Raw genomic sequence first — 24,309 nt, forward strand, 5'->3', positions numbered from 1 at the left:
TGCCGCTGCCCGGGAGTCTGGCTTGCCGTCTTCGAAACGTCCCCGGCCCTGGGCCGCTATCGCCGCGCGCGTTCGCCGGGCGGCGCATCTCCTGGGCTTCAGTCTGGCCCTTGCCTGGACACCGGCCTCGGCGGCCGTGCCGATGCAGGGCTTCGAACTCAAGACCGTCTATCCCCACGACAATCAGGCCTACACCGAGGGCCTCTTCTATCTCCACGGGTTCCTCTACGAGAGCACCGGGATTGAAGGGCGCTCCACCATCCGCAAGGTGCGCCTTGCGGACGGCGCCGTCCTGCAGTCGCGGTCAATAGCGCCGAACCTGTTCGGGGAAGGCATCGTCAACTGGGGCGGCGAGATCGTCAGTTTGACCTGGCGCAATGGGGTAGGGTTCCGCTGGGATCAGAAGACCTTCGCCCCAAAGAGCACGTTCCATTATCCGGGCGAGGGATGGGCGCTGACCCAGAACGGCAAGAACCTGATCATGAGCGACGGCACCCCGACGCTGCGGGTCCTGGATCCGGTCACCCTGCGCGAGGTTCGCCGGATCAAGGTCACCGCCGAGGGTCAGCCGGTCTTCAACCTCAACGAGCTGGAGTGGGTGAAGGGCGAGATCCTGGCCAACATCTGGCAGACCAACCAGATCGCGCGGATCGACCCGGAGACCGGCGCCGTGAAGGCGTGGATCGACCTATCGAGCCTGCCCGAAGCGCAGCGTCCAGCAGGCCAGGACGCGGTACTGAACGGGATCGCCTATGACCGCGAGCACGACCGGCTGTTCGTGACCGGCAAGAACTGGCCGCACCTCTACGAGATCCGGCTGACGCCGCTGAAGGGCGCGGCACGATGACGCGCCCCGACGATGAGGAGACGCCCTCGCCGCCGGAGGGCTATGTGCCCTCGGAGGGCCGTGGGGCATTTTCCACCCTCAACGGTCCTTACTTCCACCGTGCGGGCGACGGGCTGATGGCCGAGCAGGCGTTCTTCGCCCTGAGGCGTCATGCCAACGGTATTGGTCTGGTGCACGGCGGCATGCTGTCGGCTTTCATGGACGGCGTGCTGGCCGGGGCGGTATGGCGCGGGACCGGCAAGCGGGCGGTAACAATCCACCTTTCAATCGACTTCCTGCACATGGCCAGGGTCGGCGAGTGGGTGATGGGTGAGGCCAAGCTGACCCGCGCCACCCGCGACGTGGCCTTTGTCGAGGGGCGCGCCTATGTCGGCAGCCACGACGTCGTTCGCTGCTCAGGCATCTTCAAGCTGATGAGCCGGGACCGTTAGACGCTTTCGCCGGGCGAGATGTGTCGGTCGGCATGCGGCATTGCCTCGCGCCGCACACCTAAGATCACGGCTTCCGTTGCCGAAAGTCGAAAACGCTTATATCGCAAGCCCGCCGGCGAGATCGGGGCGTAGCGCAGCCTGGTAGCGCATCTGCTTTGGGAGCAGAGGGTCGCAGGTTCAAATCCTGCCGCCCCGACCAGCCGGCAAAGGGAATCTGGGGTTCGTCCATGCTTGCGCGCATCTTCCGCCCGTCCAAGACCGCAATGCAGTCGGGCAAAGGCAAGACCAACGAATGGGTGCTGGAGTTCGAACCCAAGGACGCCAGGCGTCCCGACCCGCTGATGGGTTGGACCCAGACCGGTGATACCGAGTCGAGCCAGGTGCGCCTGTCCTTCGAAACCCGGGAGGAGGCTGTACGCTACGCCGACCAGCACGGCATCGCCTTCCAGTTGATCGATCCCAAGTCCGCCAAGCGTATCATCAAGGCCTACGCTGATAATTTCGCCTTCGGCCGCAAGATCCCGTGGACGCATTGACGCTGGAGAGCGCCCTTAGCTCAACCGGATAGAGCACTCGCCTTCTAAGCGAGCGGTTGCAGGTTCGAGTCCTGCAGGGCGCGCCAGCGCTAGAGTGTCCGAACCGGACACAAGGGATTGCATCCCGCACCTAAGACAGCCTCGGGCCGAACGGGTTGCCCGGGGGAGCCCGAGAAAAGGGTCAAAGAGCGGGAGGTGGGCGCTGGCGACGCCACTTAAGAGCGCTACTTCTTTTCTTCTGCGCAGGCCGTCTTGAGCGCCGAATTGACGCCGAACGCGGTCGGGACTGGCGGAGCGCCACCGCCTAGTCCTTCGAGAAGCTGCTCATTGACCACTTCGGAGCGCATGGCGCGCATCTGCCGCTGGAAGCAGAACCGCTTGAGCTCCTCTGGGTAGCGCCGCTTTAATTCCGCTACGACCAAGGCGACGCACTCCCTATCCCGGGAACCGCAAGGCTTGCCCACCGCAGGCGCGACAACCGTCAGTCCGTCGACCGTCTTGCCTGCGGCAGCACGGGCTTTCACCGGCAAGCCAGCTTCGGACGGAACGATCTCTGGGGACACGCTCGATATAGGCGGGGAGATGGACGTCGCCGGCGGAGGAGCGGGGGGCTCCGCCACGGCTGTGCTCGCGACGAGGGTCGCCGAGATCAGAAGCCCTATGCTGGATTTCATCATCTCCTCCTCAGCGAGCTTTCTAGACCCAAGCTCAGACGTAAGGATTTCGCTCTGTGTCCAGAGGAACGACCCAGTCCGCACGGGCGGGCATTTCAGCCAGAATCCATCGGGTCAGGCGCTCATAGTGGGCGACGAATCGCCTGACCTCGTCGTCATCCATACCTCCGGCGCCGCCGGCGCGCAGTTTGGCCTCCTGCTCGGCGCGCCATCCTGCGACGACTTCGAAGCTCGGGGCTTCCAGCAGGACGAGGTCGTGCAGTCGCGTGAACAGAATCTGATAAGGGCCGTCGAGCTGATCGTTGACGTAGGTGCGCCACACGGCCTTCGGATCCTCGTTCCGTTCCAGATCGTTGACCGGCGTCGCCAGCGCCGCGCGACCCTGGCTCACGGCCCCCACGCACCAGCCCTCCAGGATGATCACATCGACCGGAGAGGCGATCGTCTTCCAGGTTCCGCGGGGCGCGCGATTGTCCACGGCCTTGTCGAAGCGGGGCAGGGAGACCTTGCCCTTCGAGCGCAGTTGGTCGATGGCCGCGCCGACCATGCCGACATCGTGCGTGCCCGGCGGCCCTCGAACGGCCAGAAGGGGATGAACCTCCTTCGCCAGGCGCTCGCGCGCGTCGCGGGTCAGGTAGAAGTCGTCCAGCGACAGCGCCACAGCGCGCAGGCCGCGTTCTTCCAGCAACCGGGCAGCGTAGCGCGCGACTGTCGTCTTGCCGGAGCCCTGCGCCCCGCAGAGCCCGATCACCGCGCAGCGCTTGCGGTCGATCCGGCGGCGCTGGGCGCGTGCAGCGAGAGGTTCGCAGACCAGCTCCGCGGTCCTGCGGAAAGCTTCGGGCAGGCCCTCCTCGGAGATAAAACGCTCCAGCCCAGTCTCGTTCACGCGCGCCCCTCTAGGGGCTCCAGCCCCCACTCAAGCCGCCGATCACCGGCAGGATCTCGCCGGTGATGTATCTGGAGGCGTGAGGCGAGGCCAGAAGGACGTGGGTCGGGCGGTCACAAGGCCCCGTCGTCAGCCTGCTCGCGCGGCATAGACCTCCAGGCCGCGCTGCAGGTCGGCGACCAGGTCGTCGGGGTGTTCGAGTCCGACGTGCAACCGGATCATCGGGCCGCCGTAGTCTCGTTTGATTGTCCGGTTCCTGAATTGCGGATCGCAATGGACCGCCAGGCTTTCGAACCCGCCCCATGAAAAACCCAGCCCGAAGAGCGTGAGTTCATCGAGGAAGGCGCGGACAGCCACCTCGGGGCCGGGCTTCAGGGCGAAGGCGAAGAGCCCGCAGGCGCCGGAATAGTCGCGTTCCCAAAATTCATGGCCCGGTGAGCCGGGCAGGGCGGGATGATAGACTTGCGCCACCTCCGGACGTCCTTCCAGCCACGCCGCGATGGCAAGGCCGCTTCGGCCCTGGCGGGCGATGCGCGTGGGCAAGGTGCGCAGGCCGCGCAGCATCTGGTAGGCGTCTTCTGCCGACACCGCCCAGCCCAGGTTCAGCACCCCCTCTTCAAGCGCTCGGACCAGCTTTGGGTCTTTCGCCGCCGCTGAGCCCATGAAGATGTCGGAGTGGCCGCCGACGTACTTGGTCAGCGCCTGCAGGGAGATGTCCACGCCGAGGTCGAGGGGCTTCATCAGGTAGCCTGCGCCCCACGTATTGTCGGCGACAGTCAAGATCCCTTTCAGGCGAGCCAGTTCGGCGACACGGGCTATGTCCTGCATCTCGAAACTCAACGAACCGGGCGATTCCATCAGAATCATCCTCACCGCCGCTGACACGCGACCGACCAGGTCCGCGGGCGTATCGCGGGGATCGAAGTAGCGGACCATGATCCCGAAGCGGGTGAGGACGTGGTCGCAGAACCGGCGTGTGGGCTTGTAGATCGCGTCTGTGACCAGCACCTCATCGCCCGCCTTCAACACTGCCAGCAAAGCGCCCGTGAGCGCTGCAAGACCCGACGGATAGAGGGTGACGCCCTCGGCGTTCTCCATCTCGCCCAGCGCCGCCTGCAAGGCGAACTGGGCGGAGAGTCCCTGGCGTCCGTAGGTGAGCTGATTGGCGTCGTCGTAGAGGCTGGCCGCGTCAGGCAGCAGAACCGTCGAGCCCTTCTGAATCGGCGGCCCCACGGTCTTGGCCAGCTTCTGCGGCCCACCGCCCGCGCGGATCAAGCGGGTTTCGTCTCGGCCTTTCGTCGGGGGCATACGGGTTGCGAAGGCCTAGGCTGCCGGGCGAGAGTGCCCGACGCACTTAGAGCCCGAGGGTTTGGCTCTTTCAAGGAGCACGGATGATCCGGCGGCTAGCGGCGGCGCTTCTGATCCTGGCCCTCGCAGGTTGCGATGGAGGCTCCAAGCCCGCGCCGGCGGCGGCCCCGTCGAACAAGCCGGCGGCCCGGGTCGAGGCCCATTACAAGGCAACGCCCAGCAAGGTCCTCAACACCGTCCGCAAGCGCGGCTACGTGGCGTGTGGCGTAAATCCGGGACTGCCGGGCTTCGCTTATCCCGACGTGCGCGGAAACTGGCGGGGTTTCGATGTCGACTTCTGCCGCGCCGTGGCCGCCGCCGTGCTCGGAGACGCCGGCAAGGTGCGCTTTACTCCGATCCCCGCCCGGGATCGGTTCAGCGCGCTGCAGAGGGGCGAGATCGATATCCTGTCGCGCAACACTTCCTGGTCCTACTCCCGCGACACCGGCCTCGCGCTGGATTTCGCTGCGACCACCTATTTCGATGGCCAAGGCTTCATGGCCCCGAAGGCCCTGGGGCTGACCAGCGCCCAGGAGCTTTCCGGCGCGCGCATCTGCGTGCAGGCCGGAACCGCGAGCGAAGACAACCTCGCCGACTTCTTCAGGGCGCGTGGCCTGACCTACAAGCCGGTCGTGGTCGCCTCCGAAGCCGAGGCAAGGCGTCTCTACGAGAACGACGGGTGCGACGTCTTCACGGCGGATATTTCCGCCCTGGCCGGTTCGCGCTCGGTGCTGAACAACCCAGGCGCCCACGTGATTCTCCCGGACGTGATCTCCAAGGAGCCCCTGGGGCCTGTGGTGCGCCAGAACGATCCGGTCTGGGCCGATATCGTGCGCTGGTCGGTCTATGCCACCATCCTCGGCGAAGAGCTTGGCCTGAGCTCCAAGACCGTAACCCAGGCGCGCGAGACAGCGTCCGATCCGCAGACCCGCCGGCTGCTCGGCGTGGAAGGCGACTACGGAGCCATGCTGGGGCTCTCCAAGGACTGGGCCTACCAGATCATCCGCCAGGTGGGCGCGTATCACGAGATCTTTCGCCGCGACGTGGGCGCCGCATCACCTCTGAAGCTGGATCGCGGCCTCAATGCGCTTTGGAGCGCCCCGAAGCCCGGCCTGCTCTATGCCCCGCCGTTGCGTTAGTCGGCTCCGGTGACGACCGGAGTGTCGGCCCGGCCGCCCCATTCCGTCCAGGATCCGTCATAGACCGCCACGTCCTCCCGGCCCAGGCGGGCGAGCGCGAGCGCCAGCAGAGCGGCGCTGACGCCTGAACCACAGGTGGTGACGATCGGCTTGGCGAGGTCGACGCCTGCGTCCTCGAAGGCGGCGCGGATTTCGGGCGCGGCCCTCATCGTGCCGTCGGAATTGAGCAGCACGCTCCACGGTACGTTGCAGGCCCCAGGCATGTGGCCGGAGCGCAGGCCCGCGCGGGGCTCAGGCGCTTCGCCGCGGAAACGGGGAGCGGCGCGCGCGTCGATCACCTGAGCGTCGCCGCGCTCGAGCACACCTCGGACTGCGTCCAGGCCACGCACCAGTCCCGGGACGAAGGCGGCCTGGAGGTGGGTGGTGGATGGCTGGGCCGGCGTCTCCTCCAGCGCCCGACCCTCGGCGCGCCATCTGGCAAGGCCGCCGTCCAGCACGAAGACTTTCGGAAAACCCATCGCGCGCAAGGACCACCAGACCCGCGGGGCGGAGAAGATGCCCAGGCCGTCGTAGACCACGACCGTCGCTTCTCTATTCAAGCCAAGTTCACCCGCGGCCGCGGCGAAGTCCTGCGGGGCAGGCAGCATATGCGGCAGGTCCGTCTCGCGGTCGGCGATCTGGTCGATGTCGAAGAAGACAGCGCCAGGGATGTGCGCCGCGGCGTAGGCGTCGCGACCCACGCGGGCCTCGCCCGGCATGAACCAGGTGGCGTCAACCACCTGGACGGCGGGGTCGTCGAGGCGCTCGGCGAGCCAGGCTGTGGAGACCAGGGGGTCTTTCATTCCATCCACGCGGGTGTGGGCAGGCCCCGCTCCTTCAGGAAGGCGGGATTATAGATCTTTGACTGATATCGCTGACCATTGTCCGCGAGCACCGTGACGATCGTCTTGCCCGGGCCTAAGTCCCTGGCCATTCGGATCGCGCCGGCGACGTTGATCCCGGTCGATCCGCCCATCACCAGACCCTCGTGCTCGACCAGTTCGTAAAGGGCGAGCAGCATCTCTTCGTCGGATACGCGGTAGGCGTGATCGATGATGAGGCCTTCCAGATTGGCGGTGATGCGCCCCTGGCCGATGCCCTCCGTGATCGAATTCCCCTCAGCTCTGAGTTCGCCGTCGGAATACCAGCTGTAGAGGGCGGCTCCGTGCGGATCGGCCAGACCGATGGCGACGCTGGAGTTCTCCTCGCGCAGCGCCTCGGCCACGCCGGCCAAGGTGCCCCCCGAACCAACGGCGCAGATGAACCCGTCGATCCTGCCGCCGGTCTGGGCCCAGATTTCGGGACCGGTGCCAAGGCGATGGGCCTCGCGGTTGGCGACATTGTCGAACTGGTTGGCCCAGACCGCGCCGGCCGGCTCGTTCGCGTCAAGTTCCTGCGCCAAACGTCCGGAATATTTGACGTAATTCATTTCGTTGGAATAGGGGACGGCGTCGACCTCGACGAGTTCAGCCCCATAGAGTCGGATAGCGTCTTTCTTCTCCTCGCTCTGAGTGCGCGGGATGACGATGGTGCAGCTGTATCCCAACGCCTTGGCGACCATCGCCAGGCCAATGCCGGTGTTGCCCGCCGTGCCCTCGACAATCCTCCCGCCGGGCTTGAGCAGGCCCTTCGCCTCGGCGTCGCGGACCATATGGAGGGCCGCGCGGTCTTTCACCGACTGGCCGGGATTCATGAACTCAGCCTTGCCGAGAATCTCGCAGCCGGTGGCCGCGCTCGCCCTGTCGAGCCGGATCAGGGGTGTGTTTCCGATGACGTCCAGGACGCTGTGGGCGATGCTCATGACCGCTACTTAGTCGCGCCGGCTGACAATCAGAAGACCGCTCAAGCTTTGGCGAGCGATAGCTGCACCACATTGGTGCGCTCGGTGCGGAAACCCGCCTCGCAATAGCCCAGGTAGAACTTCCAGAGCTTGCGGAAACGCTCATCGAAGCCGAGCGCGGCGATGTCGTTCCATGCGGCTTCGAAATTGCGGTGCCATTGGGAGAGCGTGTCGGCGTAGTCCTGCCCAAAGCGCGTGATGGCCGTCCAGGCGAGGCCCGCCCTGTCGGTGGCTTTTCTGAGCTGCGCCTCGGAAGGCAGCATGCCGCCGGGGAAGATGTATTTCTGGATGAAATCGGCGCGGGCCCGGTACCGCTCGAAGTCCTCGTCGCGGATGGTGATGATCTGCAGGCCCGCCCGGCCCCCCGGCGTCAGCGCCTCATTGATCTTGCCGAAATAGGCAGGCCAGTAGCGCTCTCCCACGGCCTCGAACATCTCGATCGAGGCCACCCGGTCGAACTGACCATCGACGTCGCGATAGTCGACGAAGCGGATATCGGCCCGCTCGTTCAGCCCTTGGGCGAACATCCGCTGCCTGGCGAACTTGAACTGCTCCTCGGAGATGGTGATGCCGGTCACCTTGGCGCCCACTTCCCGGGCGGCGTATTCGGCGAAGCCGCCCCATCCGCAGCCGATCTCAAGGACGCTTTGGCCCGCCTGCAGCCCCATGCCCTGCGCCAGCGCGCGATACTTCGCGGTCTGGGCGTCGGAAAGCGGCTGGTCGGGACGTTCGTAGCGGGCGGATGAATAGGTCATTGTGGGGTCCAGCCACCGCTCGTAGAAGGCGTTCCCCAGGTCGTAATGGGCATGGATGTTCCGGCGCGCGCCCTGCCGGGTGTTGCCGCGCAGCGTGTGGCGGACCCGGTTGATGGTCCAGACCAGCGGATTTCCCGTCGTCACGCGCCGCAACCGCGCCCAGTTGGCGGCGAACACCAACAGAAGCGCAGGCAGATCGGGCGTGTCCCACTCGCCCGCCATGTATCCTTCGGCGAAGCCGATGTCGCCGGTGGCCAGGACGCGGCGCATGAAGCGGAAATCGCGCACGAGCACCCGGCCGGACAGACCAGGCTGCTCGGTGCCGGCGATGCGCAGTTCGCGCCCTGAGGGCAAGACAAAGGTTACCGAGCCGAGCATCCAGTTGCGGGCGATGAGCCGCAGCGCAGCACGGAAGGTGGCCGGCACGCCCTTTAGTTCCGGCAAGCGGCGGAAGGCGCGGCGATCGCCGGCTAGACTTGCGAGCGTAGTTTCCCGGGCCAAGCTCTTGCTCGTGCTACCCAATCCCTGCCTGCGACATTAACACCGATCCTGAACCCGGCGAGAAGCCCCAAACTTCTCACGCGCTGCGCAAGGGCCATCGGCGCCGCACACCAGTCGCCGCTTGCGCCGCGATCCGACCCGCGCCACTTAGCCGGCGGTCGTTCCAAAGCCGGGGAGTCTCATGGCTGTTCTGAAGCTTGATCGTTGGAATATCGCCATCGGCGATCGCCAGCCCCTCTTGGTGATGGCCGGGCTGAATGTGCTGGAGGACGAAGGCCTGGCGCTGGCGACGGCGCGCCATCTCAAGGACGTCTGCGCCGAACTGGACCTGCCCTACGTTTTCAAGGCCAGCTTCGACAAGGCCAACCGTTCCTCGATCCACAGCTACCGCGGACCAGGACTCAACGAGGGGCTTCGAATTCTGGCCAAGGTGAAGGCCGAATTCGACGTCCCGATCGTGACCGACGTCCATGAAATAGACCAGGCCGAGGCGGTGGCCGCGCTTGCGGACATCGTCCAGATCCCCGCCTTTCTCTGCCGCCAGACCGATCTTGTGATCGCCACGGCTAAGGCGACCGACCGAGCTGGAGGCCTGCTGCACGTCAAGAAGGGCCAGTTCCTGGCGCCCTGGGACTGCAAGAACATCCTCGACAAGATTCGCGAGGCGACCGGGCGGGACTTCACCATCCTGTGCGAGCGCGGCGCCTCCTTCGGCTACAACAACCTGGTCGTCGACATGCTGGGCATTGAAGAGATGAAGCAGCTGGGCGCGCCGGTCACCATTGACGCCACCCATGCCGTGCAACTTCCCGGCGCCGACCCGCGGAGCAACAGCGCCTCGACCGGCGGACGGCGGTTCGGCGTGCCCTTGCTCGCCAAGGCGGCGATCGCGGCGGGAGCCAATGGGGTCTTCCTGGAATTCCACCCCGAGCCGGACAAGGCGCTTTGCGACGGCCCCAGCTGTCTTCCCCTCGACGGCGCTCGCGAGCTTCTGGCCACGCTCAAGGCCATCCACGCCATCGTGCAGCCGGCTTGACCGCGCCTGCGCTCCGCCGCACACCCTGAAACCCATGGATCTCTCCGCCCTTCAGCACCTTCTGGCCCTGGCGCCCGGCCGGCGCGTGGCCTGCGTCGGCGACCTGATGGTCGACCGCTTTGTCTATGGCGATGTGAGTCGTGTGTCGGCCGAGGCGCCTGTACCGGTGCTCGCCCGTTCGCGCGAGCTGGTGATGCTGGGCGCTTCAGGCAACGTGGCGCGCAACGTAGCCGCCCTGGGGGGCGAGGTTTCTCTGGTGGGCCTGGTGGGCGGTGACGCCGAAGGGCACGAGGCGCTTCGTCTGGTGGGTGCGGAAGCCGGAGTTGAGGGCTACCTGGTCACCGATTCCGGCCGCCCGACGACCCTGAAGACGCGGTTCGTCGCCGGCGGCCAGCAAATGCTGCGCGTGGATCTGGAGGCCGCGCGCGCGGTGACGGGTGATGTGGAGCAGCGGCTGGTGCGCACGATCCGGGCCGCGGCCAAGGGCGCCGGGGCCATCCTGCTCTCCGACTACGGCAAGGGCGTCGTCACCGATGCGGTCATCGCAGTCTGTCGCGAGGCCGCGGCGCAATCTGGCGGCAGGCTCGTGGTGGACTCCAAGGCGCGGTCTTTCGCCCGCTATGGCGCCGTGGACATGATCAAGCCGAACGCCGCAGAGCTGGGCAACGCCACCGACCTTCCCACAGACACCGATGCGCAGATTGAAACAGCCCTGGCCCGCGCGTTGGAACTCTGGGAAGCCAAGGCGATCCTGGTGACACGCGCGTCCAAGGGAATATCCCTGGCCATACGCGGCGAACCGGTCCGGCACTTCCCGACAACGCCGCGTGAGGTGTTCGACGCCTCTGGCGCCGGCGATACGACCCTGGCCGCCCTGGGGCTGGCCCTTGCCGCGGGGGCGTCGATCGAAGACGCCATCGCTTTCGCGCAGCTGGCCTCCGGCGTGGCGGTGGGTAAGGCGGGCACAGCCACGGTCTCGCCCGACGAGCTCGTCGAGGCGGCGCTTTCCGCTCACATGGCGCCGGCTGAGGCCAAGGTGGCGACGACCCAACGAATGCTGGATGAAGTCGCGCGTTGGCGCGCCAAGAACCTCAAGGTGGGTTTCACGAACGGCTGCTTCGACATCCTGCACAAGGGCCACGTGGCTTACCTGGCGCAGGCCAGAGCATGGTGCGACCGGCTGATCGTGGGCCTGAATTCCGATGAGAGCGTGCGTTTGCTGAAGGGCGAGGGCCGGCCGGTTAACGATCTGGAGTCGCGGGCCCTGGTGCTGGCCGGCCTGCGCTCGGTCGACCTCGTCGTGCCATTCGGGGAGGAGACCCCGGTCAAGCTGATCGAGGCCGCGCAGCCGGACGTGCTGGTCAAGGGCTCCGACTACGCCGAAAGCGAAGTGGTCGGCGGCGACCTGGTCAAGAGTTGGGGTGGGGAGGTGAAGCTCGCCCCGATCGTCGAGGGCTATTCCACCACCGCGGCGATCTCCAAGATGTCGGCAGGCAAGGTTTCGGGGAAAGCGTCCGCATGACCCAGCGTCGCATAGCCTTCGTCACCGGCGGGGCCGGATTCATCGGCTCGAACATCGTGGCCAAGCTCGCCGAAGATCGCACGCTCGATGTTGTGGTCTGCGATCGGCTGCATGAGGCCGAGTTGGGCAAATGGAAGAACATCGCCAAACACCCGATCGGCGATTTCGTGGCGCCGGAGGACATGTTCGACTGGCTGGAGAAGCGCTGGCGCGATGTCGAGATTGTGGTTCACATGGCCGCGATCTCCTCGACCACCGAGCCGGACGCCGACAAGATCATCCATTCCAACTTCACGCTGAGCCGGGACCTTTTCCGCTGGTGCGCCGACCGGCAACGGCGGCTGATCTACGCATCATCGGCGGCCACCTACGGTGACGGCGGGCATGGGTTCGATGACGATAACGACTACGAGGCGCTTGCGAACCTGCGCCCGCTGAACACCTACGGCTGGTCGAAGGCGCTGTTCGACCTATTTGCGGCGCGCCAGGCGCTGCGCGACTATGCTCCGCCGCAGTGGGTTGGCTTGAAGTTCTTCAATGTCTACGGGCCCAACGAAGAGCACAAACACTCGATGAAATCGGTGGCCTCGCAAATCTGGCCGCACGTACGCGACGGCCACGGGGTGCAGCTCTTCAAGAGTTATCGCCAGGACGTCCCCGACGGCGGCCAGAAGCGCGATTTCGTCTATGTCCGTGACGCCGCAGAGGTCGTCGAATGGCTAACTCTGAATCCGCAGGTGAGCGGCATCTTCAACCTGGGCTCTGGCGCAGCGCGTACGTTCGAGGACATGGCTCGGGCGGTGTTTTCGGCGGCAGGCAGGGAAGCCAGGATCGACTTCACGCCGATGCCTCCGGCGATCCGCGACAAATACCAGTACTTCACCGAAGCCCGGATGGATCGGCTGCGCGCCGCCGGCTATGCCAAGCCAATGACTACGCTGGAAGAGGGGATCGGCGACTATGTCCGATCCTATCTCAGCCAGCCCGACTCCTACCGGTAAGCCATGCCTGAGGCACAGCCGCGCCCGAGGCGATGGCTGGGATTCAGCCTGTTGTCGGCCATCGTCATCCTCGGGGTGGCGTTCCTGGTATTTCGCAGCGACCTCATCCGCTACTCACTCGATCCCAAGACGCCGTACCAAACCTACAGACCGCCGCCGGCCCCAGACTATTCAAAGCGTTCGGCGTGGTTCCTTTTGCCGACAAACCCGGCGACTCCGGCCGCCAGCGAACCGCCCGCCGATGTGTTCTTCATCTCGCCGACCACCTATGCCGGCGGGCACGAATGGAACGCGCCTATCGGCGCGCCCCGGTCGGACAAGATCTTTCGACAGGTCATGGCGCCGAACTACGCCGGACCGTTCGTGCGCATCGGACGCATCTTTGCGCCTCGCTACCGGCAAGCTGGTCTCTACAGTCTTCTCACCTTGCGCGACGACGCCCGTGACGCGCGCAAGTTCGGTTACGTCGACGTCGCAGCAGCCTTCCGCTACTGGCGCGACAATGCCGGCGCGGAGCGACCCTTCTTCATCGTGGGCGTCGAGCAGGGCGGCACCTTGGCCGCCCGTCTGCTGGCCGAAGAAGTGGCCCCCAATCCGGCGTTGCGGGCCAGGCTCGCCGGCGCTTACCTGATTGAGACCGTGGTGTCGGCCACTCATCCGCCGCTGCCGCCCTGCGCTCGGCGCGACGAGGCCGGTTGCGTGGCCGCCTGGGCGAGCGTGCCGGAAAGCGAGATCGACCGCGGACGCATCCTGCTCGCCCGCGCCCTGGTCTGGGATACGAACGGCGAGTTGCAGAACCTTGAGGGGCCGGCCCTGTGCTTCAACCCGATTCTCGGTGCGACCACCGATGAGCCGGCGCCTGCGCGGATGCACGAAGGCGCCGCCAACGCCACGGGACTGGAGTGGGGCGCACGGCCCGCGTTTCTGGCGCGGCAGGTGTCTGCACGCTGCGAGGAGGGTGTGCTGCGGGTCTCCTCGCCCAAATCCGCCTCGCTGAGGCCCTCCGGGTCCTGGACCGAACAACGCATGTCGCCCGGCTTCAACCTGTTCTATGCCGACCTTGAGAACGACGCGCGCGCGCGCCTGGCGGCCTTGACCGCACGCTGAGCCTGGCGTCCTCGTAGACTCTGAAAATGATGGAGACACGCCATGGCGGACGCCAATCGTCAGATCGTGCTGGATCGGCTGCCACAGGGCGACAAACTCGCGCCAGAACACTTCCGCCTTACCAACGGCGCACGGCCGACGGCCGGGGAGGGCGAGGTGCTGCTGCGAACCCGCTTCATCTCCCTCGACGCCGCCAACCGCGCGTGGATGCAAGGCGCCACCTATCGATCCGCCCTGGAGTCGGGTCAGGTGATGGCCGGCGGCGCGCTGGCCGAGGTGGTGGAGTCGAATGTCGCAAACCTGCAGCCCGGCGACATCGTGTTCGCCGATACCGGCTGGCAGGACTACGCGGTCCTGCCCGGCGGGCGGCTGGCGAAGTTGCCGGCCCTGGAGCCGATGACCCATCTGATGAGTGTCTATGGCATTGCGGGACTTACGGCCTACTTCGGCCTCCTGGAGTGCGGCAAGCCGAAGCCCGGGGAGACGGTCGTGGTGTCGGCAGCCGCCGGCTCGGTGGGCTCCATCGTCGGTCAGATCGCCAAGATCAAAGGATGCCGGGTGGTCGGCGTGGCCGGCGGAGCCGAGAAGGGGCGCTGGTTGGTGGAAGAGCTCGGGTTCGATGCGGCGCTCGACTACAAGGCCGGTGACTTGCGCCGCCAGATGAAGGAAGCGATCCCCGAGGGCATCGACGTCTATTTCGACAATACCGGCGGAGAAATCTTCGAGACCTGCCTCTTCGCCATGAAGAATTTTGGCCGCATTGCCTGCTGCGGAGCCGTCTCGCAGTACGACGGCGCCGCGCCGCCGCACGGGCCGCGCGGCATCCCGGGCCTGATCGTCACCAAGCGCCTGACCCTTCGGGGATTCGTGGTCATGGACTTCGACGAGCAACGCGACGCCGCCCTGAAAGAGCTGCAGAGCTGGGTCGCGTCGGGCCAACTGAGGGTGAAGGAAGACATCATCGAGGGGTTGGAGAACACACCCACCGCTCTCATCGGCCTGCTGGCCGGAGAGAACCGCGGCAAGCGGATGATCAAGGTCAGGTAGGGACGGGCTGACTCTTTTGGCTTCTGGTCGTTTGCGAATCGGCGTCGATTTCAATATCCGACGTGCCGCGCGCGAGCTGACCTTCGATGAGCGCAGTTTACAGGTTCGATGAGCTCTTCCCAGACGAGGCCGAGCCGGGCCCCGCCGAGGTCGCCGTCGATGGCGAGACAACGCTTACCTATCGTCTCAAGAGCAAGCTCTCCGAACTGAAGGCCGCCGGCTACCAAATCCGGTGGATCGAGGCTTCCGAAAAGGAGCTCGTGACCCTCTTCGTCGAAGGCGGCGATGACGCCATCCAGCTGGATCCCGATCCGGATTGCGACCGGGCTTGGTATGGCGACTTCGAGATCAGGGCCAGCCAGAAGGACCTGATCTGGGTCTATCTGGAAGGCGAGCATGAGGGCCTGAGCGCTCACATCGTCTCCTGAGGCTCAGCCGGCGTCTCTCAGTCCAAGACCGGCCTTCCAGTCGAAGAGCTCCTGAAGCACCTGGAGCGCCTTGCCGCGCTCCGATTTCAGTTCCGGATCGCGGTTGACGATGAGACGAGCATCGTCACCGGCCGCGGCGATCAGGTCGCGGTGCGCGCCGGTCACGTCAGCGAAGATGTAGTCGGGAAAGCCCGATTGCTTGAGGCCCAGCGGATCTCCGCCCCCGCGCAGCTCCAGGTCGGTCTCGGCGATCAAGAAGCCGTCGTCAGTGCGCCTGAGGATATCCAGCCGCTTCTGCGCGGTTTCCGACAGGGGCGGGTCATACAGCAAGACGCAGGCGCTCTCCCGGCGGCCGCGACCCACGCGGCCACGCAGCTGATGGAGTTGGGCCAGGCCAAAGCGCTCGGCCTGCTCGATGACCATGATGGTGGCGTTGGGGACATTGACGCCAACCTCTACGACCGTGGTGGCGACCAAGACGGACAGCCGCCCCTCGGCGAATTCCGCCATCACCGCGTCCTTGGCGGCCGACGCCATCTTGCCGTGCACCAGCCCGACACTTGGCCCGACGCTCTGCTTGAGCTCGCCGGCTCGGGTCTCAGCCGCCTTTAGGTCGACAAGTTCGGATTCCGCGACCAGGGGACAGATCCAAAAGGCCTGCGCGCCGCCCTTCACCGCATCGCGTAGGCGGTCCTCGACCTCGGAGATGCGGGTCATCGGCGCGGCACGGGTGGCGACGGGCGTCCGGCCGGGAGGTTTCTCGTCGATGCGCGAGACATCGAGGTCGCCATAGAGGGTCAACTCCAGGGTGCGCGGGATCGGCGTCGCCGACATGGCGAGCAGATGCGTGGCCCAGCCTTTGGCCTGCAGCCGCTGGCGCTCGGCGACGCCGAAGCGGTGCTGCTCGTCGACCACGGCCAGTTGCAGCTGATTGAACGCCACCTCGTCCTGGAAGAGCGCGTGCGTGCCGACCGCGACCTTCACAGCGCCCGAGGCCAGCGCGCGCAATTTCTCGGCGCGCCCCGCGCCCTTGTCGCGTCCGGTGAGCAGAATGACACCGATGCCGTGGTCGCTGAGAGGGCCCGAGATGGTCTCGAAGTGCTGACGCGCCAGGATTTCAGTTGGGGCCATCAGCGCGCTTTGGCCGCCGCCTGCCGCTACGTCGGCCATGATGGTCATGGCGACGACGGTCTTTCCGGAGCCCACGTCACCTTGGATCAGCCGGCTCATCCGCTCGCCGGCGGCGAGGTCCGCGCGGATCTCGCCGAGAACCCGCTCCTGGGCCCCGGTGAAGGCGAAGGGCAGGTCGGCCTGGATTTTCGCAGCGGTCTCGCTTGCGATGACCTTCGGGGCGGGTTCCCTGCGCCGCTCGGCCTTTCGCTGGGCCATGGCCAATTGCTGGGCCAGGAGTTCGTCGTAGGCGAGGCGGCGATAGTGCGGGCTGGTGGGCGCGAGATCGGCTTCCGCCTGTGGGCTGTGCAAGCGGTTCAAGGCCTCCCGCCAGGGGACGAAGCGCTGGCGGGCCAGCCAGGCGCGGTCCTGCCATTCCGGGAGCTCCGGCGCGCGTTCCAGGGCCTCCAGTGCAAAGGTCCGCACGCGACGGGCCGGAAGGCCTTCGGTGGCGGGATAGATCGCCTCCAGCTCGGGGATATCGTCGCGCTTTTCCGGCGCGACCATATAGTCCGGGTGGACCATCTGGCGGCCGAACTTGTCGTCTTCGACCTTGCCCGAGATGATCCGTTTTGCGCCCACGGGATGGCGACCGGCGATCTGGTCGCCGAAGCGGCCGAAGAACACCAGGGTCAGAAAGCCGGTCGGATCGCTGACGCGCATCTTCAACGGTTGGGCGGACGAACGCGGCTTCTGGATCTCCTCGATCGTCACCTCGAAGGTCATGATCTGGCCGTCCGCCGCCGCCGAGAGGTGAGCCGGCGTCCGGCGAATGATGGAGTGAGGCGTCAGGAAGAGCACATCGCGAACGATTGGGCCGGCCAGCTTGGCCAGCAATGGCGCCACGCGCGGGCCCACCCCCTTCAGGGAGGCGATGGGCGCAAAAAGCGGGAACAGAATCTCCGGCCGCATGACGACAGCATAGCTGACTGGCGCCCAATCCCTGGCTAGCAAAGCCGGTGCGCGCGCTCTATATCCGCCAACTCTTCATGACGACCAATGACGACGCCCGGCTGAAGAAGCTGAGGTTCCGGGCATGGCGCCGGGGCTTCAGGGAAGCGGACCTCATTCTGGGGCCGTTCGCGGACAAGCATGTCGCGGATTTCTCAGCCGCGGAACTCGACTGGTTCGAAGATCTGCTCGAGCAGCCAGATCAGGATCTCTACGCCTGGATTATCGGCACGGCGCCCACGCCGCCTGCGTATGACGGCGAGATCATGAACCGGATCAAGCAATTCCGCTTCGAAGCTCATATTGCACGGGGCGATGATCGTGGCGGCTGACGACGCACGACCGGTGACAGCAGCGCAGATGCGCCGAGTGGCCGACGACCCCGGTTCGCTCGACCTGGTCGGTGCGCCGGAGGGATTCGACGCCCTGGTGATGGCCGACATCGTGCGCGCCCGCAAAGGTCTGTCGGTTTTCGTAGCGCGCGATGGAACGCGTCTTTCGGCGTTCGCAGAGGCCTTCCGCTTCTTCGCGCCGGGCGTGGAGATCCTGACGTTCCCGGCCTGGGACTGCCTGCCCTATGACCGCGTCGGCCCCTCGGCCGGGATCGCGGCGCAGCGCATGATGACGCTCTGGCGGCTGAGCGAACGGTCGGACGATAAGGCCCTCCGTCTCTTGGTGACGTCCGTCCCTGCGCTGGTCCAGCGCCTCCCGCCCCAAAGCTCGGTCCAGCGCGCGAGCTATTCGGCGCGGTCCGGCAATGTGGTGGAGATCGCCGCCCTCGAGGCGTATTTCGCGATCAACGGCTATCAGCGCGCATCCACCGTCTCGGAGAAGGGCGAGTTCGCCATCCGCGGCGGGGTGATCGACGTGTTCCCACCGAGCGCCGAGGAGCCGGTGAGGCTCGACCTGTTCGGCGACACCCTAGAATCTATTCGCGCTTTCGATCCCGAAACGCAGCGCTCCACGAAGCAGCTGAAGGAGGTGAGCCTCCTGCCGGTCAGCGAGGCCCTGCTCGACAAGGCGGCGATATCCCGCTTCCGCTCAGGCTATCTGGAGACCTTCGGTGCGGCAGGTGATGACCCGCTCTACGCGACAGTCTCCGAAGGCGGTCGACGGGCGGGCATGGAGCATTGGCTGCCGCTCTTCTATCCGCAGATGGCGACGCTCTTCGACTACCTGCCCGACGGTGCGCTCGTGGCCCTGGACCATCTGGCGCGCGAGGCGAGGGACGAGCGACTGGCGATGATCGCCGATGCCTATGACGCCCGCGCCCAGGCCGAACGACGCATCCACTACCATCCCCTGGCGCCGGACAAGCTCTACCTGAACGCCGAGGAGTGGAAGGCGCTGCTGGCCAGGCGCGCCACGCGCCGGTTCTCCTCTTTCCGGGAGGCCGAGGGCGAGACCGTCATCGACATGGGCGCGCGGGCCGGCCGGAATTTCGCCCCGGAACGGCAGCGCGACAGCGTCAATCTCTTCCAGGCGACCGCCGACCACGCTCGCAAGCTCTCGAGTGACGGCAAGCGGGTCTTGTTCGCTTCCTGGTCCGAAGGATCTTCAGACCGACTGGGCTCGATGTTGGCCGACCACGGCCTCACGGCCGTGCCCTTCGCGGCCTATTGGGACGCGGCTAGGGCCGCCAGCCCCAAGACCCCGCAGCGGATTGTCTTGCCCCTGGAGTCGGGCTTCGAGACTGACGCGCTGGCGATCGTCTCGGAGACCGACATCCTCGGAGACCGGCTGTCGCGGCCTAGGCGCCGGCGCCGGGCGTCCAACTTCCTGGCGGAGGCTTCGGCCCTCACGCAGGGCGACCTCGTCGTCCACATCGATCACGGGATCGGGCGCTACGAGGGTCTGAAGACGCTCGACGTGCAGGGCGCGCCTCACGACACCTTGGAGATCCACTACGGCGGCGAGGCCAAGCTTTACCTCCCCGTGGAGAACATCGACCTACTGACCCGCTACGGATCGGAGTCCGAGGGGGTGATCCTCGACCGTCTGGGCGGCGCCGCCTGGCAGGCCCGCAAGGCGCGCGCCAAGACCCGCCTTCGCGAGATGGCCGAGGGCTTGATCCGCATCGCCGCCGAACGAGCGACCCGGGTCACCGACCCGATGGAACCGCCGCACGGGGTCTTCGACGAATTTTGCGCCCGTTTCCCCTACGAGGAGACTGACGACCAACTGGCCGCAATCGGCGACGTGCTGGAGGACCTTTCGGCCGGCAAGCCGATGGACCGCTTGATCTGCGGCGACGTCGGCTTCGGCAAGACCGAGGTGGCGCTGCGGGCCACATTCGTGGTGGCCATGAGCGGCCAGCAGGTGGCGGTCGTGGCCCCGACGACCTTGCTTGCCCGCCAGCACTACAAGACGTTCAGCGAGCGGTTCGAGGGTTGGCCAATCAAGGTGCGCCGCCTCTCGCGCCTGGTCCCGGCCAAGGAAGCCGCTGAGACCCGCGAGATGCTGAAGAACGGCGAGGTGGAGATCATCGTCGGCACCCATGCGGTGCTGTCCAAGCAGGTCGGATTCCGCAACCTCGGCCTGGTGGTGGTCGATGAGGAGCAGCACTTCGGGGTGAAGCACAAGGAGAAGCTCAAGGAGCTTCGCGCCGACGTGCATATGCTGACGCTGACGGCGACACCCATTCCACGGACGCTGCAGATGTCGCTCAGCGGCATCCGGGAGATGTCGATCATCGCCACCCCTCCGGTCGATCGCCTTGCGGTGCGCACCTACATCACGCCCTGGGATCCGGTCGTGGTCCGCGAGTCGTTGTTGCGCGAGAAGTACCGCGGAGGCCAGGCCTACTATGTCGCGCCACGCATCTCCGACCTGCCGGACCTGGAACGCTTCCTGCGCGAACAGGTCCCGGAAGTGAAGTTCGTGGTCGGCCACGGCCAGATGGCGCCGACCCAACTCGAGGAGGTGATGAGCGCCTTCTACGACGGGCGATACGACGTGCTGCTCTCGACGACGATTGTCGAGAGCGGTCTCGACATTCCGACGGCCAACACCTTGATCATCCATCGCGCCGACATGTTCGGGCTTTCGCAGCTCTATCAGCTGCGTGGGCGCGTCGGCCGGGCGAAGAGCCGCGCCTACGCCTACATGACCACACCTGCGGAAAAGCAGATCACGCTGTCAGCCGAGCGACGGCTGAAGGTCTTGCAGTCGCTGGACAGCCTGGGCGCGGGCTTCCAACTGGCCAGCCATGACCTCGACATTCGCGGGGGCGGGAACTTGCTGGGCGAAGAGCAGTCCGGCCACATCCGCGAAATCGGTGTCGAGCTCTACCAGCAGATGCTTGAGGACGCGGTCAACGAGCTGAAGACCCGAGCCGGCGCCGAGGGACTGGATAATGACCGGGGCTGGTCCCCGCAGATCAATACCGGTGCGGCCGTACTGATCCCCGAGGACTACGTCCCGGACCTGAACGTGCGGTTGTCGCTCTACCGGCGCCTGTCGGATGCGGAAAAAGCACAGGACCGCGAGGCCCTGGCCGCCGAACTCATCGACCGATTTGGACCGTTGCCGCCTGAGGCCGGACAATTGCTCAAAGTGGTCGCCATCAAAGGGCTCTGCCGCGAAGCCAACGTCGCCAAGATCGACGTCGGGCCGAAGGGCGCTGTGGTCTCGTTCCGCAACGACGACTTCAAGAACCCAGGCGCGCTGATCGCTTTCGTGGGCAACAACCAGATCGCCTGGCGCATCCGCCCGGATAATAAAGTCGTCGTGAAAGGCGAGTGGGAGACCCCCGAGCAGCGCTTGGGCGCGGCCGAGCGGGTGCTGAGCGAACTGGCGAAACTCGCCGCTTGAGCCCAAGCTGGCCCTTGCCGCCAATCGGCGCGGCCGGAGCCAGACATGATCCGATCCATTGTGTTTTTTGCCGCGCTTGCATCCCTCGCCGCGGCCACCGGCGCACGCGCTGCCGATGAAGGGGCGAACTCTGACGTGCGTTGCCTGGCGGTCGCCGCGACCATGGCGCAGAGTTCCGACCCCAAAGCCCAAGGCGTCAGCGTGGCGGCGGCCCTCTATTTTCTCGGCAAGCTGGATGGTCGCGACCCGAACTTCGACCTGGAAGGCCAGCTTAAGCAGGAGCTGGCGCAGCTGAAGCCGCAGGACATGATCGCCGAAGTTCAGCGCTGTGGGGCCCAGCTCAACGCGCGGCGCAAAACGGTCACCGAGATCGCCGCGCGGCTGCAGGCGCAGGGCGCCGGAAAGCCGCCGGCGCCTTAGGCGGAGGTCGCCCCCGCCTTTGCCTCGTTCAGGAGGCGCGAGGCGCGAAGCGCGATCTCCAGGCGCTGCGCACAGACCAGACCCACCGTGATGATCAGAGCTACGTCAGCCACTGCGTTGACCGAGACATGCATGGCGCTGGCGTTCTCGGAGGCAAACATGCGGATACCGTAGCGCAGAGCGAAGATCGCCAGGATCAGCAGCACGCCGAGCGGCGAGGCCTGGCTGGTGAGCTGGTGGGTGGCGCGATCCACCGTGATGTGGGTGAACCGCGCGCGCCACCAGCCGAGCAGGGCGCCAATCGCGAGCGCAGTGATATAGGCCGCCAACATCAGCGGGCTTGGTGTGGCTTGCTGGCTGAATGACAGGCCGACGAGCGCCAGGATAACGACGGGCATGATCCAGAGCGTCTCGATGCGCAGCCGGCGCGCACGCCGGCTGCGCAGGATCACCAGCGCCAGGGCGACCAGCGGGATCATATACGTCCAATAGGGCGCGTTGGGTGGCGGCGTCGGCATCAGCCGGCCCTCAAGCCTTGGGCGTCGGCCGCCGCTTCCTCGAGCGCACGTCCAGCGTCTTCGGCCGAGGTCACAGGCGCAACGCCGAGATCGAATTCCACGACGAACGGGGTCTGGCCCTCGCCCGCCTCAAAAGCTGTGCAGCCGATCACAGCGGCGATCCGTTCGCCCGCCAGGCGTCCACTCATCCCGGGGGTGTTCGGCAGGGCCAGCGCAAAGACCTCCGGACCGAGGCGCGCGGCGGTGTCCTCCACGCGCACAAGGCGGCCGATCATCGAACCGATCTGGGGAATGGCGCGGTCTAGCCAGCCGCCGGCGCGGACGACCTTCAGCTCGGGCTTTTCCATCACCTTCAGCACGCAGACGCTGAGCGCGCGGTTGCGAAGTTTCGCAGCATGCGCCAACCGGCTCAAATGGGAGGCGAAGAGATCGCGGGTGAAGAGGCCGGTGGCTGCATCCATCAGGCCGGACGTCCTTGCCTGGTCGAGCGCCTGGCGCACCGCCATCTGGCGCCGGTAGCTGCGGGCCAGCTCGACGATCCGCCGCGCGGTTTCCGTCTCCGGCGTCTCGGGCGAAGCGACGTCAGACAGGCCCCGGTGGAAGGCCTCGGTGACCGTGACGTGGGTTTCCTTGCGCATGTAGAGCAGCGCGGGCGTGTGGTAGAGGCGCGTATTGCGACGAAGGCCCGCGGCGATCGACAGCGCCTCTTGTGGATTGTCCCCGGCCCAGAGCACGACGGCGTCAAAAATCCGCTCGTGCAGGTAGTCGAACGCTGTGTAGGCCGTGAAGGCGCCCACGACGTCGGCTCCGTTGCGCAGGAGGGCGTTGTTCAGGGCCAGAAATTGCGGCGCAGGCTCGCCGATGGCCAGGACCTTATAGGGGCTGACGTCGGTTTCGGGCGGCTCGAGTATACGGTCGAAATCGGCGAAGGTTTCAGCGCGGAGCTGGAACTCTTCCTCGGCGACGGCGGTGCGGACCAGGGTCTCCAGACGCATGGCGGCCTGGGCCGGGTGGAGCGGGGCAGCCAGGGTGACGTCGAAGCCGTAGGTTTCAAGGATCGGGTCGGGATCGCCGATGGCGATGACCGGCAGCCGCCGCGGCGCACAGGCCGCCTTGAGGCGACGCGCCAGGCCGAGGGCTTCCTCGCCCACCCCACGCAGGTCGATGATGGCGCCCTCAATCTGCAGGTCGGTGATGGCGGTGACCGCAGCGACGCGTCCGCGAGCGGTGATTGTGCGCCACCCAAGACGATCCAGCCCCTCGGCGAGCGGACCCGCCAAGGTGTCGTCCCGCGCGACGATTAGAATGCGCGCCTGGACGGCTACGGACATAAGACCCCTTCCTCTGCGCTCCACTTCCACTGAAAAGAGGAATCGAGCCGCGCCAACTTAGACGGCAAGCGTAAGTTGCAACAGGTCGCGAAAGGTTAAGGAGATTGAATTTGGGGACATCATTGCAGGGTCAGGTCGCCGTGGTGACCGGGGCGTCCGGGGGGCTCGGTGCGCACTTCGCCCGCCTGCTGGCCGCAGAAGGCGCTGCGGTCGCCTTGACGGCCCGGCGACTGGACAAGGTCGAGGCCTTGGCCGGCGAGCTGGCGGGCGCCGGCCACCGCGCCATGGCGTTGCGCCTGGACGTCGCTGACGCGGGCGCCATCGGCCCTGCGCTGGACGAGGTCGAGGCGGCGCTGGGTCCCGTCTCGATCCTGGTCAACAACGCCGGCGTCGGCGGTGAAGGCCTGGCGCTTGATGTCGCGGTCGAGGCGTTCGACCAAACCTTTGCCGTCAACGTGCGCGGGACCTTCATCGCGGCGAGGGAGGCCGCCAAGCGGATGCTCGCCTCCGGTGTCGCTGAGCGCGGGGTGGGCCGGATCGTCAATATCGCCTCCATCGCGAGCCAGACGGTGTTGCCGGGGCTATCGGTCTACTGCGGCTCGAAAGCGGCTGTGGCGATGATGACCCGCGGGATGGCGCGCGAATGGGCCCGCCGCGGGATCGCCGTCAACGCGCTCGCGCCCGGCTACATCGACACCGACATCAACACGCAGTGGTGGCCGACCGAGGGCGGGCAGAAGCAGCTCAAGGGCTTCCCGCGCCGACGGCTGATGCAGGAAAGCGACCTCGACGCGGCCTTCCTGATGCTGGTGGGGCCCGCAGCCTCGGCGATCACCGGCAGCGTGATCGTCATCGACGACGGACAGTCACTTCCCGGCGGCGGCTGAGTTTCGCTTGGGGGCAGAGCTAGTCCCCGAGTCCGGCCCGTATAGGGGAAACACCCGATGTCGCGACTGGGGTTTGCGCGCCC

General features: G+C 66.4%; 23 protein-coding genes and 2 tRNA genes. 16 read left to right on the forward strand and 9 right to left on the reverse strand.

Annotated features, from left to right (window positions below):
* Positions 1-22 precede the first annotated feature (22 nt).
* The 5 genes from VGI62_RS03935 to VGI62_RS03955 all read left to right on the forward strand — a co-directional run bounded on the left by VGI62_RS03935 (position 23) and on the right by VGI62_RS03955 (position 1,900).
* Complete coding sequence (locus VGI62_RS03935; protein ID WP_331503087.1) at positions 23-847, forward strand: glutaminyl-peptide cyclotransferase; 825 nt, start codon at positions 23-25, stop codon at positions 845-847.
* A complete protein-coding gene (locus tag VGI62_RS03940) occupies positions 844-1,278 on the forward strand; it encodes a PaaI family thioesterase (protein ID WP_331503088.1) in 435 nt (144 codons plus the stop codon). The genes VGI62_RS03935 and VGI62_RS03940 overlap by 4 nt, the downstream gene beginning before the upstream one ends.
* Before the next feature lie 122 nt (positions 1,279-1,400).
* Positions 1,401-1,477 (forward strand) — tRNA-Pro (locus VGI62_RS03945).
* Positions 1,478-1,505: 28 nt separating this feature from the next.
* Positions 1,506-1,814 (forward strand): ETC complex I subunit, encoded by a 309-nt coding sequence (locus VGI62_RS03950; protein WP_331503089.1) that lies wholly within the window; start codon positions 1,506-1,508, stop codon positions 1,812-1,814.
* 9 nt (positions 1,815-1,823) lie between these two features.
* Positions 1,824-1,900 (forward strand) — tRNA-Arg (locus VGI62_RS03955).
* A 138-nt stretch (positions 1,901-2,038) separates the two neighbouring features.
* Here the strand turns inward: VGI62_RS03955 and VGI62_RS03960 are convergent.
* The 3 genes from VGI62_RS03960 to metC form a co-directional block, all read right to left on the reverse strand.
* The gene (locus tag VGI62_RS03960; RefSeq protein ID WP_331503090.1) at positions 2,039-2,338 is read right to left on the reverse strand and encodes a hypothetical protein; all 300 of its coding nucleotides are present in this window, start codon (positions 2,336-2,338) and stop codon (positions 2,039-2,041) included.
* A gap of 184 nt (positions 2,339-2,522) precedes the next feature.
* Positions 2,523-3,374 (reverse strand): kinase, encoded by an 852-nt coding sequence (locus VGI62_RS03965; RefSeq protein WP_331503091.1) that lies wholly within the window; start codon positions 3,372-3,374, stop codon positions 2,523-2,525.
* 129 nt (positions 3,375-3,503) lie between these two features.
* Positions 3,504-4,649, reverse strand: coding sequence for a cystathionine beta-lyase (gene metC, locus VGI62_RS03970; RefSeq protein ID WP_331503092.1), 1,146 nt, complete (start codon positions 4,647-4,649; stop codon positions 3,504-3,506).
* A 116-nt stretch (positions 4,650-4,765) separates the two neighbouring features.
* On the opposite strand from metC, the gene VGI62_RS03975 reads away from it, so the two are divergent.
* On the forward strand, positions 4,766-5,860 hold the full coding sequence (locus tag VGI62_RS03975) for an amino acid ABC transporter substrate-binding protein (RefSeq protein WP_331503093.1): 1,095 nt from the start codon (positions 4,766-4,768) through the stop codon (positions 5,858-5,860).
* Here the strand turns inward: VGI62_RS03975 and sseA are convergent.
* Genes sseA through VGI62_RS03990 form a run of 3 tightly spaced genes read right to left on the reverse strand, consistent with a single transcriptional unit; the run spans position 5,857 to position 8,995 of the window.
* Positions 5,857-6,702 (reverse strand): 3-mercaptopyruvate sulfurtransferase, encoded by an 846-nt coding sequence (gene sseA, locus VGI62_RS03980; RefSeq protein WP_331503094.1) that lies wholly within the window; start codon positions 6,700-6,702, stop codon positions 5,857-5,859. The genes VGI62_RS03975 and sseA overlap by 4 nt on opposite strands.
* The gene (locus VGI62_RS03985) at positions 6,699-7,700 is read right to left on the reverse strand and encodes a cysteine synthase A (protein ID WP_331503095.1); all 1,002 of its coding nucleotides are present in this window, start codon (positions 7,698-7,700) and stop codon (positions 6,699-6,701) included. The genes sseA and VGI62_RS03985 overlap by 4 nt, the downstream gene beginning before the upstream one ends.
* Before the next feature lie 41 nt (positions 7,701-7,741).
* Entirely contained in the window at positions 7,742-8,995 is a 1,254-nt protein-coding gene (locus VGI62_RS03990) for a cyclopropane-fatty-acyl-phospholipid synthase family protein (protein ID WP_331503096.1), read from the reverse strand.
* Positions 8,996-9,176: 181 nt separating this feature from the next.
* Here VGI62_RS03990 and kdsA point away from each other — a divergent pair, with 181 nt between their 5' ends.
* The 6 genes from kdsA to VGI62_RS04020 all read left to right on the forward strand — a co-directional run bounded on the left by kdsA (position 9,177) and on the right by VGI62_RS04020 (position 15,136).
* Complete coding sequence (gene kdsA / locus VGI62_RS03995) at positions 9,177-10,031, forward strand: 3-deoxy-8-phosphooctulonate synthase (RefSeq protein WP_331503097.1); 855 nt, start codon at positions 9,177-9,179, stop codon at positions 10,029-10,031.
* 34 nt (positions 10,032-10,065) lie between these two features.
* Positions 10,066-11,553, forward strand: coding sequence for a D-glycero-beta-D-manno-heptose 1-phosphate adenylyltransferase (rfaE2, locus tag VGI62_RS04000; RefSeq protein WP_331503098.1), 1,488 nt, complete (start codon positions 10,066-10,068; stop codon positions 11,551-11,553).
* Positions 11,550-12,554 carry an ADP-glyceromanno-heptose 6-epimerase gene (rfaD, locus tag VGI62_RS04005; RefSeq protein WP_331503099.1) on the forward strand — a complete coding sequence of 335 codons (1,005 nt, stop codon included), beginning with the start codon at positions 11,550-11,552 and terminating at the stop codon, positions 12,552-12,554. The genes rfaE2 and rfaD overlap by 4 nt, the downstream gene beginning before the upstream one ends.
* Before the next feature lie 51 nt (positions 12,555-12,605).
* Positions 12,606-13,661 (forward strand): DUF3089 domain-containing protein, encoded by a 1,056-nt coding sequence (locus VGI62_RS04010; RefSeq protein WP_331503100.1) that lies wholly within the window; start codon positions 12,606-12,608, stop codon positions 13,659-13,661.
* Positions 13,662-13,703: 42 nt separating this feature from the next.
* Positions 13,704-14,708 (forward strand): NADP-dependent oxidoreductase, encoded by a 1,005-nt coding sequence (locus tag VGI62_RS04015; RefSeq protein WP_331503101.1) that lies wholly within the window; start codon positions 13,704-13,706, stop codon positions 14,706-14,708.
* Between the two features lie 86 nt (positions 14,709-14,794).
* A complete protein-coding gene (locus VGI62_RS04020) occupies positions 14,795-15,136 on the forward strand; it encodes a hypothetical protein (protein WP_331503102.1) in 342 nt (113 codons plus the stop codon).
* Positions 15,137-15,139: 3 nt separating this feature from the next.
* Here the strand turns inward: VGI62_RS04020 and recG are convergent, their stop codons facing one another.
* Positions 15,140-17,218, reverse strand: coding sequence for an ATP-dependent DNA helicase RecG (gene recG, locus VGI62_RS04025; protein ID WP_331503103.1), 2,079 nt, complete (start codon positions 17,216-17,218; stop codon positions 15,140-15,142).
* A gap of 47 nt (positions 17,219-17,265) precedes the next feature.
* On the opposite strand from recG, the gene VGI62_RS04030 reads away from it, so the two are divergent.
* Genes VGI62_RS04030 through VGI62_RS04040 form a run of 3 tightly spaced genes read left to right on the forward strand, consistent with a single transcriptional unit; the run spans position 17,266 to position 21,490 of the window.
* Positions 17,266-17,589: a succinate dehydrogenase assembly factor 2 gene (locus VGI62_RS04030; RefSeq protein WP_331503104.1), complete on the forward strand. Its 324-nt coding sequence runs from the start codon at positions 17,266-17,268 to the stop codon at positions 17,587-17,589.
* 28 nt (positions 17,590-17,617) lie between these two features.
* On the forward strand, positions 17,618-21,070 hold the full coding sequence (gene mfd / locus VGI62_RS04035) for a transcription-repair coupling factor (RefSeq protein WP_331503126.1): 3,453 nt from the start codon (positions 17,618-17,620) through the stop codon (positions 21,068-21,070).
* 45 nt (positions 21,071-21,115) lie between these two features.
* Positions 21,116-21,490 carry a hypothetical protein gene (locus VGI62_RS04040; RefSeq protein WP_331503105.1) on the forward strand — a complete coding sequence of 125 codons (375 nt, stop codon included), beginning with the start codon at positions 21,116-21,118 and terminating at the stop codon, positions 21,488-21,490.
* On the opposite strand, the gene VGI62_RS04045 is transcribed toward VGI62_RS04040, so the two are convergent.
* Positions 21,487-22,008, reverse strand: a complete 522-nt coding sequence (locus VGI62_RS04045) for a hypothetical protein (RefSeq protein WP_331503106.1) — start codon at positions 22,006-22,008, stop codon at positions 21,487-21,489. The genes VGI62_RS04040 and VGI62_RS04045 overlap by 4 nt on opposite strands.
* Entirely contained in the window at positions 22,008-23,339 is a 1,332-nt protein-coding gene (locus VGI62_RS04050; RefSeq protein WP_331503107.1) for a diguanylate cyclase domain-containing protein, read from the reverse strand. The genes VGI62_RS04045 and VGI62_RS04050 overlap by 1 nt, the downstream gene beginning before the upstream one ends.
* A gap of 110 nt (positions 23,340-23,449) precedes the next feature.
* Between VGI62_RS04050 and VGI62_RS04055 the strand changes: the two genes are divergently transcribed.
* The gene (locus VGI62_RS04055) at positions 23,450-24,226 is read left to right on the forward strand and encodes an SDR family NAD(P)-dependent oxidoreductase (protein ID WP_331503108.1); all 777 of its coding nucleotides are present in this window, start codon (positions 23,450-23,452) and stop codon (positions 24,224-24,226) included.
* Positions 24,227-24,309: the final 83 nt, after the last annotated feature.

The sequence above is a fragment of the Phenylobacterium sp. genome (genome assembly GCF_036495085.1).
Lineage (GTDB): Bacteria > Pseudomonadota > Alphaproteobacteria > Caulobacterales > Caulobacteraceae > Phenylobacterium.

Coding starts and splice junctions, on each gene's coding strand:
- VGI62_RS04045 (WP_331503106.1), bottom strand. CDS start 22,008: ATGCCGACGCCGCCACCCAACGCGCCCTATTGGACGTATATGATCCCG.
- sseA (WP_331503094.1), bottom strand. CDS start 6,702: ATGAAAGACCCCCTGGTCTCCACAGCCTGGCTCGCCGAGCGCCTCGAC.
- VGI62_RS03975 (WP_331503093.1), top strand. CDS start 4,766: ATGATCCGGCGGCTAGCGGCGGCGCTTCTGATCCTGGCCCTCGCAGGT.
- recG (WP_331503103.1), bottom strand. CDS start 17,218: ATGCGGCCGGAGATTCTGTTCCCGCTTTTTGCGCCCATCGCCTCCCTG.
- VGI62_RS03950 (WP_331503089.1), top strand. CDS start 1,506: ATGCTTGCGCGCATCTTCCGCCCGTCCAAGACCGCAATGCAGTCGGGC.
- VGI62_RS03985 (WP_331503095.1), bottom strand. CDS start 7,700: ATGAGCATCGCCCACAGCGTCCTGGACGTCATCGGAAACACACCCCTG.
- VGI62_RS03940 (WP_331503088.1), top strand. CDS start 844: ATGACGCGCCCCGACGATGAGGAGACGCCCTCGCCGCCGGAGGGCTAT.
- VGI62_RS04040 (WP_331503105.1), top strand. CDS start 21,116: ATGATCCGATCCATTGTGTTTTTTGCCGCGCTTGCATCCCTCGCCGCG.
- VGI62_RS04020 (WP_331503102.1), top strand. CDS start 14,795: ATGAGCGCAGTTTACAGGTTCGATGAGCTCTTCCCAGACGAGGCCGAG.
- mfd (WP_331503126.1), top strand. CDS start 17,618: ATGCGCCGAGTGGCCGACGACCCCGGTTCGCTCGACCTGGTCGGTGCG.
- rfaD (WP_331503099.1), top strand. CDS start 11,550: ATGACCCAGCGTCGCATAGCCTTCGTCACCGGCGGGGCCGGATTCATC.
- VGI62_RS04050 (WP_331503107.1), bottom strand. CDS start 23,339: ATGTCCGTAGCCGTCCAGGCGCGCATTCTAATCGTCGCGCGGGACGAC.
- rfaE2 (WP_331503098.1), top strand. CDS start 10,066: ATGGATCTCTCCGCCCTTCAGCACCTTCTGGCCCTGGCGCCCGGCCGG.
- VGI62_RS04015 (WP_331503101.1), top strand. CDS start 13,704: ATGGCGGACGCCAATCGTCAGATCGTGCTGGATCGGCTGCCACAGGGC.
- kdsA (WP_331503097.1), top strand. CDS start 9,177: ATGGCTGTTCTGAAGCTTGATCGTTGGAATATCGCCATCGGCGATCGC.